This is a genomic window from Albidovulum denitrificans, from assembly GCF_002973535.1.
GTDB lineage: Bacteria > Pseudomonadota > Alphaproteobacteria > Rhodobacterales > Rhodobacteraceae > Albidovulum > Albidovulum denitrificans.
Genome location: NZ_PVEP01000014.1, coordinates 20,918 through 33,126, shown reverse-complemented (window position 1 = coordinate 33,126; position 12,209 = coordinate 20,918). Strand labels below are relative to the sequence as shown.

The window sequence follows — 12,209 nt, the reverse complement described above, 5'->3', positions numbered from 1 at the left end:
TCCAGGGCTTCATATGGACAAAATCCGCGTCCTGTGAAAGAGGGGGGCGGACAGGAGACAACCCATGACCGTGACCCGTTTCGCCCCGTCGCCCACCGGCTATATCCATGTGGGCAACCTGCGCACCGCGCTGATGAACTACCTGATCGCCCGCAAGACCGGCGGCACGTTCATCCTGCGTCTGGACGATACCGACCAGGAACGCTCGAAGCAGGAGTATATGGACGGGATCAAGCAGGATCTCGACTGGCTGGGCCTGCACTGGGACCGGATCGAGCAGCAGTCGAAGCGGCTGGACCGCTACGCCGAGGTGGCCGACGGGCTGCGCGCCTCGGGCGATCTTTACGAGGTGTTCGAGACCCCGACCGAACTGGACCTGAAGCGCAAGAAACTGCTGAACATGGGCAAGCCGCCGGTCTATGACCGCGCCGGGTTGGACCTGTCGACGGCGGAAAAGGACAAGCTGCGGGCCGAAAAGGACCCCTATTGGCGCTTCAAGCTGGACCAGCAGCGGACGGAATGGACGGATGGGATCCTCGGGCCGGTCTCCATCGACACCGCCAGCGTATCGGACCCGGTCCTGATCCGCGCCGACGGGCAGGTGCTTTATACCTTCGCGTCTTCGGTCGATGACGTGGACATGGGCATCACCCATATCGTGCGTGGTGCGGACCATGTGACCAATACCGCGACGCAGGTGCAGATCATGCGCGCCATCGGTGGCACGCCCCCCGCCTTCGCGCACCATTCGCTGCTGACCGGGCCGCAGGGTGAAGGGCTGTCGAAACGCCTTGGCACGCTGAGCTTGCGTGACCTGCGGGCAGAGGGCGTGGCGAAAGAGGCGCTCTTGAGCCTGATGGCGCGGCTCGGCTCCTCGCAGCCGGTGGAACTGATGATGTCGCTGGACGAGATTGCGGACGGGTTTGAGCTGTCGCAATTCGGCGCGGCGCCGACGAAGTTCGACGCCGAAGACCTCTGGCCGCTGACCCGCGCGCGCAACCATGCGCTGCCCTTCGAGACGGTGAAGGACAGAATCGCGGCGCTGGGCGTGCCGGACGGGATGGCGGAGCGGTTCTGGCGCGTCGCCTCGCAGAACATCACCCGGCTGGATGACCTTGGCCACTGGTGGACGCTGTGCCGCGACGGGGCGGAGCCGGTCGTCGCGGCAGAGGATGCGGCGTTCGTGAAGGAGGCGATGGCGCTTCTGCCGCCGCCGCCCTATTCCGACACGACCTGGGCCGAGTGGACCGCGGCGGTGAAGGACAAGACCGGCCGCAAGGGCAAGGGGCTTTTCATGCCGCTGAGGCTTGCCGTCACGGGCGAGGCGCAGGGGCCGGACATGGGCGAACTGATGCCGCTTTTGCAAAAGGTCCGCGCGCGGGGGTAGGCGCCGAATATGGGATGGGCATATTGCCCATCCTACAGTGCCTCCAGTTCCACCAGTGTAGGATGGGCAATATGCCCATCCGACCGGGTAACCAGTTCCACCAGAATGGGCGATATCGCCCATCCTACGGGGCGGCGAGTTCCATGAGCCTGAGGCAGACCTTGGTGGCAGCCGCCATGTCCTGCACGCTGATCCATTCCAGGGGCCCGTGAATTTCCTGCATGCCGGTGAAGACGTTGGGGCAGGGCACGCCCATCTCGGTCAGGCGCGAACCGTCGGTGCCGCCACGAATGGGGACCGAGACGGGATCAACCCCGATCTCGCGGCAGGCGGCACGGGCGAGGTCGACGGGCGTCATGTCCTTTTCCAGCCAGTAGCGCATGTTGCGGTATTGCGGCCTGATCTCGCAGGCGATCTGCGCGCGGGGTTCGCCTGCCTGGACGGCCGCGCAGACCTGTTGCAGAAGCGCGCCCTTCGCGGCGAGGCTGTCGAGTTCGAAGTCGCGCAGGATCAGCTTGATCCGCGCCTCGGCCGCGCCGCCCGACATCTCATAGACATGGAGGAACCCCTCGCGGCCCTCTGTCGTCTCGGGCGTCATGGTGGCCTGCGGCAGGGTCTGGACGATCTTCGCAGCCAGATGCAGGGCGTTCACCAGCTTGCCTTTGGCCCAGCCGGGGTGGATCGAGACGCCCTTGATCGTGACCGTGGCCCCGTCGGCGGAGAAGCTTTCGTATTCGATCTCCCCCAGTTTTCCGCCGTCGAGCGTATAGGCGAAATCGGCGTCAAGGTCCTTTGGCAGCCGGGGATCGACGCCGCGCCCGACCTCTTCGTCCGGCGTGAAGGCGATGCGGATCTTGCCATGCGGGATCGCGGGGTTTGCCAGAAGGTGCCGGGCGGCGGTCATGACGATCGCGACCCCGGCCTTGTCGTCGGCCCCCAGAAGCGTCGCGCCGCTGGCGGTGACGATGTCGTCCCCGGTCTTGGTGCCAAGATAGGCGGAGGTCTCGGGCGACAGCACCAGGTCGGGGGCGTCGGGGTAGGTGATGGCGCTGCCGTCCCAGGCGCGGTGAACGCGCGGCTTGACGCCGGTGGCGTTGAACTGCGGGGCGGTATCGACATGGGCGAGAAAGCCGATGGTCGGCGCGTCCGGTGCGGTGGCGGGGATCGTGGCAAGCACCGCGCCGTAATCGGTCAGGCGCACGTCCTTCGCCCCGATCGCCGTCAGTTCCTGTTCCAGCAGGCGCGAAAGGTTCAGCTGGATCGCCGTGCTGGGCTGGCTGTCGGATGCCTCATCGCTTTGGGTGTCGATGGCGGTGTAGCGCAGAAGGCGCTCTTCAAGCTCGGCGTCGAAATCGGTTCGCATCGGGGTCTCCGGGGATCAGGATGGCAGCCGCGTCAGGCCAAGTGCCTCGGCATGGTCATCGACAAGGCGGCGTTCGGCGGTGGTGGTGGGCTGACTGCGCGGGTAATGCGGCGCGGCGCGGTCGTCGAGAAGCGCGCACCATCCGGCGGTGGTGGCGAAAAAGCCCGCGACGCCGGCCGGCCCGAATTCGCGCAGGAAGCCCTGCACCACGGTATCGAGATAGCTTAGCAGGATCGGGTGGGCATTGGGCGGCAGGCCATGTGCTTCATCCACGGCGTAGATCTCGATCCGCTGCGCCCAGCCGGGCGCGGTGGTGAGACGGTCATGGGAGAGGGGATGGCGGCGATAGGCGGCCTCGCGCAGGTCGAGGGTGGCCCAGTCGTCGCCCGGAACGGCGGCGATCAGCCCGTCGATCTCCGCCTCGGCGGGTTCGGCGGACAGATAGGGCCAGTCGCGCAGCCGGGTGTGCCGCCAGACCCGGCGCCAGCCAGAGAGCCGGGCGGGGGTGGCGGGCGCATAGTCATGCGTCGCCCGGTTGACGAGCGATCCATAGCCAAAGAAGGCGGGGTGGCGGTCGGTCATGGCGCGATATGACCCGGCCGCGCGGGGTGGCGCAAGGGTGTCGCTAACTTGCGCCGAAGTGTCGTATCCCATGGCATACCCTCTTGCCGAACGCAGGCGATCCGGGGTAACGAGAGGCGTCAGGTCCGGGAGAATCCGGTCGGGGTCACCCCCCGCGCCGGTGCCGAAGGAGCAACCGCCCCGGTAATCTCTCAGGCGCAAGGACCGGCCTGGCCACGAAAACTCTGGAGAGATCTCGGCTTCGCGCCGGGGCGCCGAAGGGATAACGATCTCAGGCGAAGGGACAGAGGGGGCATCGGTGCGGGCGGATTTTGCCCGGAGGCGATGCCGGACCCATTGAACCGGCGAGACAGGGGAGGACGGCGATGGCCGACCTGAAACGAACGGTTCTTTACGATCTGCATCTGGAGCTTGGCGCGAAGATGGTCCCCTTCGCAGGCTATCAGATGCCCGTGCAATACCCGATGGGGGTGTTGAAGGAACATCTGCACACCCGCGCGCAGGCGGGGTTGTTCGATGTCAGCCATATGGGCCAGATCCTGCTGACCGCCAAATCGGGCCGGGTCGAGGACGCGGCGCTGGCGCTGGAACGGCTGGTGCCGGTGGACGTGGCGGGGCTGGCCGAGGGGCGGCAGCGCTATGCGTTTTTCACCAATGATGCGGGCGGCATCCTCGACGACCTGATGGTCGCGAACCGGGGCGACCACCTGTTCCTGGTGGTCAATGCCGCCTGTAAGGAGGCCGATTTCGCCCATCTGACCGCCGGTCTGCCCGATTGCGATCTGGGCATGGTCACCGACCGCGCGCTTCTGGCGCTGCAAGGACCGGCGGCCGAGGCGGCGCTGGCGCGGCTGGTGCCGGATGTGGTGGACATGAGGTTCATGGATGTTGCGATCCGGCAATGGGACACGGCGGAGCTTTGGATTTCCCGCTCTGGCTATACCGGCGAGGACGGGTTCGAAATCTCGGTCCCGAACGCCTTTGCCGAGGCTTTCGCGCGCAAGCTGCTGGCGATGGAAGAGGTGGCGCCCATCGGGCTTGGCGCCCGCGACAGCCTGCGGCTTGAGGCCGGGATGTGCCTTTACGGCCATGATATTGACGAGGGGACGACCCCGGTCGAGGGCAACCTGACCTGGGCGATCCAGAAGGCCCGCCGGGCGGGCGGCGCGCGCGCGGGCGGCTTTCCCGGCGCGGCGCGTATCCTGAAGGACCTTGCCGACGGCCCGGCCCGCCGCCGTGTCGGTCTGCGCCCCGAAGGGCGTGCGCCGATGCGCGAGGGGACGGAGATTTTCGCCGGACCCGAGGGCGGCGCGCCGATCGGTGCCGTGACCTCTGGCGGGTTCGGCCCGTCGATCGAGGCGCCGATGGCGATGGCCTACCTGCCCGCCGATCTGGCCGAGGGGGCGACGGTTTATGGCGAGGTGCGTGGCAAGCGGCTGCCCGCCACCATCGCGCCGATGCCGTTCCAGCCGACGACTTACAAGCGTTAACCATCAGGGAAGAGACCCATGAAATATACCGAAGACCATGAATGGCTGAAGACCGAGGGCGACGTGGTCGTCGTCGGCATCACGGCGCACGCCTCGGAGCAACTGGGCGATGTCGTCTTTGTCGAACTGCCCGAGCCGGGCAAGGCCGTGTCCACCGGCGATGAGATCTGCGTGATCGAAAGCGTCAAGGCGGCGTCCGACATCCGCGCGCCGCTGGACGGCGAGATCGTCGCGGTCAATGACGCCATCGTCGACAATCCGGGCCTTGTGAACGAGGACCCGACCGGCACGGCGTGGTTCTTCAAGATGAAGGTGGCGGATATGTCCAAGCTCGACGGGCTGATGGACGAGGCCGCCTATAACGACCTGATCGGATAAGGACGACAGCCATGCCCTTCACCCCCACCGACTACGATCCCTACGATTTCGCCAACCGCCGTCACATCGGGCCATCGCCCGCCGAGATGGCGGAGATGTTCGAGGTGCTGGGGGTGAAGGATCTGGACGAGCTGATCGACCAGACCGTGCCGAAAAGCCTGCGTCAGGACGCGCCGCTGGATTTCGGCGCGCCGAAGTCGGAACGCGAGCTGTTGTGGTACATGCGACAGGTGGCGAAGAAGAACCAGGTCTTCACCACGATGATCGGGCAGGGTTTCTACGGCACTGTAACGCCGCCCGCTATCCAGCGGAATATCCTTGAAAATCCCGCCTGGTACACGGCCTACACGCCCTATCAGCCGGAGATTTCGCAAGGTCGGCTTGAGGCGCTTTTGAACTACCAGACGATGATCTGCGACCTGACCGGGCTTGAGATGGCCAATGCCTCGCTTCTGGATGAGGCGACGGCGGCGGCGGAAGCCATGACCATGGCGCAGCGGGTGGCGAAGTCGAAGGCGACCGCGTTCTTCGTTGACGAAAACTGCCACCCGCAAAATATCGCGGTTATGCAAACCCGCGCCGAGCCGCTGGGCATCGAGATCGTCGTGGGCGACCCGGAAAAGCTTGATCCGTCAACGGTTTTCGGGGCGATCTTCCAGTATCCCGGCACCTATGGCGGGTTGACGGATTTCGGCCCGCATATCGCAAAACTGCATGAGGCGGGCGCGGTCGGCATCCTGATCGCCGATCCGCTGGCGCTCTGTATCCTCAAGGAACCGGGCGCCATGGGGGCGGATATCGCCGTCGGCTCGACCCAGCGTTTCGGGGTGCCGATGGGCTATGGCGGGCCGTCGGCGGCCTATATGGCCTGCAAGGACGCGCATAAACGCCAGATGCCGGGCCGGATCATTGGCGTCTCGATCGACGCGCAGGGGGGCAAGGCGTATCGCCTGTCGCTCCAGACCCGCGAGCAGCATATCCGGCGCGAGAAGGCGACGTCGAATGTCTGCACGGCGCAGGCGCTTTTGGCCAACATGGCCTCGTTCTACGCGGTGTTCCACGGGCCGGAGGGTCTGAAGGCCATCGCGCAGCGCATCCACCGGCGTACCGCAAGGCTGGCCGAGGTGCTGGCAGAGGCGGGCTATACCGTCGCGCCCGAGTATTTCTTCGACACGCTGACGGTGGATGTCGGCCCGCTTCAGGGCGCAATCCTGCGCGCCGCGCGGGAGGAACGGATCAACCTGCGCAAGGTCGGGACGACGCAGGTCGGTATCTCTCTGGACGAAACCACACGGTCCGAGACGGTGGAACGCCTGTGCCGCGCCTTCGGGATCGAGGGTGCGGCGGATGGTGAGGCGGCCTTTTTCCGCATCCCCGAGGGGTTGTTGCGGGAAAGCGCCTACCTCACCCACCCGGTCTTCCACATGAACCGGGCCGAGACCGAGATGATGCGCTACATGCGCCGTCTTGCCGACCGGGACCTTGCGCTGGACCGGGCGATGATCCCGCTCGGCTCCTGCACGATGAAGCTGAACGCGGCGGCGGAGATGATGCCGATCACCTGGCCGGAATTCGCCAACATGCATCCCTTCGCCCCCGCCGATCAGGCGCAGGGCTATGCCGACATGTTCCGCGACCTGTCGGAAAAGCTGTGCGTCATCACGGGGTACGACGCGATGAGCTTGCAGCCCAATTCCGGCGCGCAGGGGGAATATGCCGGGCTTCTGACGATCCAGGCCTATCACCGGGCGCGGGGCGAGGGGCATCGGGATGTCTGCCTGATCCCGACCTCGGCCCATGGCACCAACCCGGCCTCGGCGCAGATGGCGGGGATGAAGGTCGTGGTCGTGAAGGCGGCCGAAAACGGCGATATCGACGTCGAGGATTTCCGTGCCAAGGCGGAAGCGGCGGGCGAAAAGCTGGCGGCCTGCATGATCACCTACCCCTCGACCCACGGCGTGTTCGAGGAGACGGTGCGCGAGGTCTGCGAGATCACCCATCGGCAGGGCGGTCAGGTCTATATCGACGGCGCCAACATGAACGCGATGGTGGGGCTGGTGCGGCCGGGCGATCTGGGCGGCGATGTCAGCCACCTGAACCTGCACAAGACCTTCTGCATCCCGCATGGCGGCGGCGGGCCGGGCATGGGGCCGATCGGCGTCAAGGCGCATCTGGCGCCCTATCTGCCGGGCCATCCGGCGACCGGCGGGCAGGAAGGGCCGGTCAGCGCCGCGCCCTGGGGATCGGCCGCGATTCTGCCGATCTCATGGGCCTATGTCCTGATGATGGGCGGCGAGGGGCTGACGCAGGCGACCAAGGTCGCGATCCTGAACGCCAACTATATCGCGAAGCGGCTGGAAGGGGCTTACGGCGTCCTTTTCAACGGCCGGAACGGGCGCGTGGCGCATGAATGCATCCTTGACACGCGGCCCTTCGCCGACAGCGCCCATGTGACCGTTGACGACATCGCCAAGCGGCTGATCGACAACGGCTTTCACGCGCCGACGATGAGCTGGCCGGTGGCCGGAACGCTGATGGTGGAGCCGACGGAATCGGAGACCAAGGCGGAGCTTGACCGTTTCGTCACCGCCATGCTGTCGATCCGGGAAGAGATCGCGGCGATCGAAAGGGGCGAGATGGATGCGGAGAACAATCCGCTGAAACACGCGCCCCATACGGTCAATGCGCTGATCGGTGACTGGGACCGGCCCTATAGCCGCGAGCAGGGCTGCTTCCCGCCCGCCTCCTTCCGTGTCGACAAGTACTGGCCGCCGGTCGGGCGGGTGGACAACGTCTATGGCGACCGCCACCTTGTCTGCATCTGCCCGCCGGTCGAGAGCTATGCGGAGGCTGCCGAGTAGTCTGGCGCGACAGCCGGGGGGCGGTCTGCCCCCCGGACCCCCCGAGAGTATTTTGACAACGAAGAAGCCGGGGGAAGAAACCGGCGCGCGCGCGTCGGTTCAGTCGCGTTTCAGGAAGGCCTCGAACGCGGCGAGGGAGCGGTCAGAGACGTGGTGTTCGATCCCCTCGGCGTCGAGTTCGGCGGCCTCTTGCGGGACACCGACGGCGATCAGAAGCGCCACGACGGTGCGGTGGCGGGCGCGGACGCGGTCAGCCAGTGCGGCACCGGCCTCGGTCAGGAAGACGCCACGATAGGGGCGCGAGGTGGCGAGGCCTTCGCGTTTGAGCCGCGCCACGGTCTTGGTCGCGGTCGGTTGCGCCACGCCCATGCGGTCGGCGATGTCGGCCACGCGCGCCTCGCCGGTTTCCGCGATCAGGTCGCCGATGAGTTCGACGTAATCCTCCAGAAGCGCCACGGATTGCTTGCGCCGGGCGCGGGCGAAACGGTCGGCGTCGCTGGGCGGGGCATCGGTCATCGGGGCGTCTTTCGATCAGATCTGCCAAGGAATGCTGTATAGCCGGGGCTTTGGTGCGGGGCCAGACAAAACGCCCGGGGCGAGATAGCCTGATCGCGATTGTATCGCCACTTGTAATAAATATAGCTTGGGCTATATTTTGAGGCGAAAAGGGAAGGACCGCGATGACGACGCTTAGCGACCGGACACAGGCCAGCATGTCCGCCGTGCTTGCGGGGCAGGGCGACTGGAAGCGGAGGCTTGCCTTCGCGGGGCCGGCGATCATCGCCTCGGTCGCCTATATGGATCCCGGCAACTATGCGACGAACATCCAGGCGGGGGCGGGCTATGGCTATACGCTGCTTTGGGTCGTGCTGCTGGCCAACCTGATCGCGATGCTGTTTCAGGCGCTCTCGGCGCGGCTGGGGATCGTGACCGGCAAGAACCTGGCGGAGCTGAGCCGCGACAACCTGCCCCGGCCTCTGGTCTGGGTCATGTGGGCGATCAGCGAGGTCGCGGCAATGGCGACCGACCTGGCGGAGTTCCTCGGCGGTGCAATCGGCTTGTCGCTGCTTTTCGGGTTGCCGCTGATGGTCGGCATGGCGATTACCGCCGTCGTCACCTATGCGATCCTGATCTTCGAGCGGCAGGGGTTCCGGCCGATGGAGTTGATCATCGGCGCGCTGGTTCTGGTGATCGGGCTGAGTTATCTGGCCGAGGTGGTGATCGCCCCGGTCGAGTGGGGCAGTGCGGCGCGCGGGTTGATGACGCCCGCCCTGCCGGACGGCACCGCGCTTATGATCGCGGTCGGAATCATCGGCGCCACCGTGATGCCCCATGCGATCTATCTGCATTCCGGCCTGACGCAATCGCGCGCGCGGATCACCACCGAGGGCGAGCGGCGCAAGGTCCTGCGCTTTTCCAATATCGAGGTGGTGGTGGCGCTGGCGGTTGCCGGGATGGTCAATATTGCGATGGTGATGATGGCGGCCTCGGCCTTTTACCGTGGTCACGCCGATGTGGCGGAGATCGAGACCGCCTATCACACGCTGACCCCGCTTCTGGGCGCGGCGGCGGCGGCGATCTTCCTGACCTCACTGATCGCCTCGGGCATCTCAAGCTCGGTCGTGGGCACGATGGCGGGGCAGATGATCATGCAGGGCTTCCTGCGGGTCCGGGTGCCGATCTGGCTGCGTCGTCTGGTGACGATGCTGCCCGCCTTCGCGGTCGTCGCCATGGGCGTGAATGCGACCGAGGCGCTGGTGCTGAGCCAGGTGGTGTTGTCCATCGCCCTGCCGGTGCCGATGCTGGCGCTGCTGTACTTCGTTTCGCGCCGCGACATCATGGGGGCCTTTGTCGCCGGGCCGCTGGTCAGGGTGCTGGCGGGGGGCGGGGCCATCGTGGTGCTGGGGCTGAACTTCATCCTGCTTGCGCTGGCCTTCGGGTTTCCGGTGCCGTTCCTGCGCGGCTGATCCACGCGCTTCATGCTTTGATCAAGGACAAGGCGGGGTGCTATCCTTCATGCTGTCCTGAGGACAGATGAGCGAGGGAACGCGACCATGATGGACATCACACCGGCCAGCGTCGTGCAGGTCATCCTGCTGGCGCGCGACCTGCCGCAAAGCGGCGCGCAGTTGCATGAATTCATTGCCGGGCTGAACGAGGAGGAAAAGCCGCAGCTGACGGCGATTGCCTGGATCGGGCGCGGCGCCTTCGAGGCCGAGGAATTCGACGAGGCGGTCGCGACCGCCATCGCCGAGGCGACGACACCGACCGAGGATTACCTGATGGGGATGCCGCATCTGGCCGAGAACCTTGAGGCGGGGCTGGAGGCGCTGGAGATCGACGTGTCGGGCGAGGAGGAAGACCTGCTCTGACGCCCGGCCGGGGCCTTGAAAGCGGGGCGGGCGCGACAGATATATTCCGTAACGCGAATATATAAGGGGCGATGACGATGGCCGATGCCGTCAAACTGATCTGCGAGACCTGCGGGCAGGCGAACCGGGTGCCGGTCGTGCGGTTGTCCGAGGGGCCGAAATGCGGAAGCTGCGGCGATCCGCTGGTCACCGGCAAGGTGGCGGAACTCGACGCGCCGACGCATGACAAGGCGACGAAGGGCGATGAGATGCCGCTGATCGTCGATTACTGGGCGCCCTGGTGCGGCCCCTGCCGGATGATGGCGCCGGAATTCGCCAGGGCGGCGGGGGCGCTGAAGGGCAAGGCGCGCTTTGCCAAGATCAACACCGACGATTTCCCGGCCGTGTCGCAGAAGATGGGCATACGCGGTATCCCGCTTTTGGTGCTGTGGAAGGGCGGGCGTGAGATTGCGCGGCTGCCCGGCGCGCGGCCCGCGGCCGAGATCGAGGGCTTTGTCCGCTCACACCTTTAAGGCGGCGCGTTTGACCCGGTCCGCGAGGGTAGCGATGCGGGCGCGGTCCTCCTCCAGCGTCAGCGCGGCTTCGGCCAGAGCGGCGGCGCGGGTTGAGGCGGTCAGGGCCGCGTCCTGCATCGCGGCATCGCCCAGCCCCGCCAGCGCGGCGAAGGCCTTTTGCAGGCGGGTCTGGATCTCAACCATGGCGGCACCGTCGCGGGCGATGGGGGCGTAGCCGTCCATCACCAGATCGGCGCTGGTGACGGCGGGTATGAAGACATTGGGGTAGTCGGGGGCCTCGGCCTTGGCTGGCTGTCCGCCACTGCCCAGAAGTGCCGTGATCCGGTCGATGATGAAGATCGCGGTGCCGGGATCGTTGACGGCGGGGGAGAGCGCGCGTTGCGCGATCTCCGACAGAACGATGATGCCGAAGCGGACATCCTGTTCGTAGGTGCGGCCGCTGTCGATGGTGAAGGCGTCGCGCAGGGTCTCTGCGTCGATGGTGCCGCTGTGGTGGCAGAGCGTGCCGCCCGCGATGACATGGGCGCCGACCGCTGCCTCGACATAAACCTGCCCGCCCGCGTCCCTGGCGAGACGGTCGAGGGCGGAGACGTCGATATACTGCACATAGCCCGAGCCTTCCGCCGTGACGGCGGTGGTCGCCCCGGCGGGCAGTGGCGCGTCGGAGGGCGAGGGGCAGGCGCCAAGCGCGGGGCGGCTTTTCCAGTCGGAGATGGCGCCGGTCATTGAGGCCTCAAGCTCTGCCACTGTGTCGGGGATGCTGCCGATCTGGGTCAGATGTTCGATCCAGGCGAGCATGGCGATGATGACGAGGATCAGCACCAGCACGGTTACGATCAGGATCACCGCCGAGGAGGCCTGGGCGTAGAACCCGGTTCGAAGCAGGACTTGCGCCGTCAGCGCATAGGTGAAGGCGCCCATGAAGGTCGCCAGCACCCGCTGGATCGTCTGATCCTCGGCCACGAACTGATGCGCGCGGGGGGTGATGTTGCTGCTGATCGCCTGCCGGGCCGACATGACGACGCCGAGCGAAAAGGTCGTGACCGCCAGCATCGAGGAGGACAGCACCGTGAGGATGTCCAGCACCGCATCGACATGGACGACCTTCACCAGCGCGTCCGGCAGAAGCGGTGCGATGATGCGGCTGAGCGCCGCCGCGACCAGCGCCAGTACCGCGAAGGCCGTCGTGCGCACCCACATCCGGCGCAGTACCTTGCGGAGCCGGAAAAGCGAAGTTGAGACGAACCTGCGGGGTTTCATC

The 12,209-nt window shown here is 66.3% G+C and carries 11 protein-coding genes and 1 riboswitch; of the genes, 7 read left to right on the top strand and 4 right to left on the bottom strand.

Going from position 1 to position 12,209, the window contains the following annotated elements; translation table 11 throughout:
* Positions 1-64: 64 nt before the first annotated feature.
* A complete protein-coding gene (gene gltX, locus LX70_RS19545; protein WP_105516480.1) occupies positions 65-1,387 on the top strand; it encodes a glutamate--tRNA ligase in 1,323 nt (440 codons plus the stop codon).
* A 124-nt stretch (positions 1,388-1,511) separates the two neighbouring features.
* Here the strand turns inward: gltX and pepT are convergent, their stop codons facing one another.
* Together pepT and LX70_RS19535 are read right to left on the bottom strand one after the other, a co-directional pair.
* Positions 1,512-2,750 carry a peptidase T gene (gene pepT, locus LX70_RS19540; RefSeq protein WP_105516479.1) on the bottom strand — a complete coding sequence of 413 codons (1,239 nt, stop codon included), beginning with the start codon at positions 2,748-2,750 and terminating at the stop codon, positions 1,512-1,514.
* Positions 2,751-2,765: 15 nt separating this feature from the next.
* On the bottom strand, positions 2,766-3,404 hold the full coding sequence (locus tag LX70_RS19535) for a gamma-glutamylcyclotransferase family protein (RefSeq protein ID WP_342747727.1): 639 nt from the start codon (positions 3,402-3,404) through the stop codon (positions 2,766-2,768).
* 44 nt (positions 3,405-3,448) lie between these two features.
* Positions 3,449-3,549: riboswitch (glycine riboswitch) on the top strand.
* A gap of 148 nt (positions 3,550-3,697) precedes the next feature.
* On the opposite strand from LX70_RS19535, the gene gcvT reads away from it, so the two are divergent.
* The 3 genes from gcvT to gcvP are packed head-to-tail and all read left to right on the top strand — an operon-like array spanning position 3,698 to position 8,061.
* A complete protein-coding gene (gcvT, locus tag LX70_RS19530) occupies positions 3,698-4,822 on the top strand; it encodes a glycine cleavage system aminomethyltransferase GcvT (protein ID WP_105516477.1) in 1,125 nt (374 codons plus the stop codon).
* Positions 4,823-4,840: 18 nt separating this feature from the next.
* Positions 4,841-5,200 carry a glycine cleavage system protein GcvH gene (gene gcvH / locus LX70_RS19525; RefSeq protein WP_105516476.1) on the top strand — a complete coding sequence of 120 codons (360 nt, stop codon included), beginning with the start codon at positions 4,841-4,843 and terminating at the stop codon, positions 5,198-5,200.
* An 11-nt stretch (positions 5,201-5,211) separates the two neighbouring features.
* Positions 5,212-8,061 (top strand): aminomethyl-transferring glycine dehydrogenase, encoded by a 2,850-nt coding sequence (gene gcvP / locus LX70_RS19520; protein ID WP_105516475.1) that lies wholly within the window; start codon positions 5,212-5,214, stop codon positions 8,059-8,061.
* 99 nt (positions 8,062-8,160) lie between these two features.
* On the opposite strand, the gene mntR is transcribed toward gcvP, so the two are convergent.
* On the bottom strand, positions 8,161-8,577 hold the full coding sequence (gene mntR / locus LX70_RS19515) for a manganese-binding transcriptional regulator MntR (RefSeq protein WP_105516474.1): 417 nt from the start codon (positions 8,575-8,577) through the stop codon (positions 8,161-8,163).
* A gap of 164 nt (positions 8,578-8,741) precedes the next feature.
* On the opposite strand from mntR, the gene LX70_RS19510 reads away from it, so the two are divergent.
* From LX70_RS19510 to LX70_RS19500, 3 genes are all read left to right on the top strand, one after another.
* Positions 8,742-10,028, top strand: coding sequence for an Nramp family divalent metal transporter (locus tag LX70_RS19510; RefSeq protein ID WP_105516473.1), 1,287 nt, complete (start codon positions 8,742-8,744; stop codon positions 10,026-10,028).
* Positions 10,029-10,115: 87 nt separating this feature from the next.
* A complete protein-coding gene (locus LX70_RS19505; RefSeq protein ID WP_105516472.1) occupies positions 10,116-10,433 on the top strand; it encodes a DUF3775 domain-containing protein in 318 nt (105 codons plus the stop codon).
* 77 nt (positions 10,434-10,510) lie between these two features.
* Positions 10,511-10,945 (top strand): thioredoxin domain-containing protein, encoded by a 435-nt coding sequence (locus tag LX70_RS19500; RefSeq protein ID WP_105516506.1) that lies wholly within the window; start codon positions 10,511-10,513, stop codon positions 10,943-10,945.
* Here the strand turns inward: LX70_RS19500 and LX70_RS19495 are convergent.
* Positions 10,934-12,208 carry a DUF2254 domain-containing protein gene (locus tag LX70_RS19495; RefSeq protein ID WP_105516471.1) on the bottom strand — a complete coding sequence of 425 codons (1,275 nt, stop codon included), beginning with the start codon at positions 12,206-12,208 and terminating at the stop codon, positions 10,934-10,936. The two genes, LX70_RS19500 and LX70_RS19495, sit on opposite strands and share 12 nt — an antisense overlap.
* Between the last annotated feature and the right edge of the window lies 1 nt (position 12,209).

Bases quoted from the DNA above. Each gene is read 5' to 3' on its own strand.
- gltX (WP_105516480.1), top strand. From the start codon at position 65: ATGACCGTGACCCGTTTCGCCCCGTCGCCCACCGGCTATATCCATGTG.
- pepT (WP_105516479.1), bottom strand. From the start codon at position 2,750: ATGCGAACCGATTTCGACGCCGAGCTTGAAGAGCGCCTTCTGCGCTAC.
- LX70_RS19535 (WP_342747727.1), bottom strand. From the start codon at position 3,404: ATGGGATACGACACTTCGGCGCAAGTTAGCGACACCCTTGCGCCACCC.
- gcvT (WP_105516477.1), top strand. From the start codon at position 3,698: ATGGCCGACCTGAAACGAACGGTTCTTTACGATCTGCATCTGGAGCTT.
- gcvH (WP_105516476.1), top strand. From the start codon at position 4,841: ATGAAATATACCGAAGACCATGAATGGCTGAAGACCGAGGGCGACGTG.
- gcvP (WP_105516475.1), top strand. From the start codon at position 5,212: ATGCCCTTCACCCCCACCGACTACGATCCCTACGATTTCGCCAACCGC.
- mntR (WP_105516474.1), bottom strand. From the start codon at position 8,577: ATGACCGATGCCCCGCCCAGCGACGCCGACCGTTTCGCCCGCGCCCGG.
- LX70_RS19510 (WP_105516473.1), top strand. From the start codon at position 8,742: ATGACGACGCTTAGCGACCGGACACAGGCCAGCATGTCCGCCGTGCTT.
- LX70_RS19505 (WP_105516472.1), top strand. From the start codon at position 10,116: ATGATGGACATCACACCGGCCAGCGTCGTGCAGGTCATCCTGCTGGCG.
- LX70_RS19500 (WP_105516506.1), top strand. From the start codon at position 10,511: ATGGCCGATGCCGTCAAACTGATCTGCGAGACCTGCGGGCAGGCGAAC.
- LX70_RS19495 (WP_105516471.1), bottom strand. From the start codon at position 12,208: ATGAAACCCCGCAGGTTCGTCTCAACTTCGCTTTTCCGGCTCCGCAAG.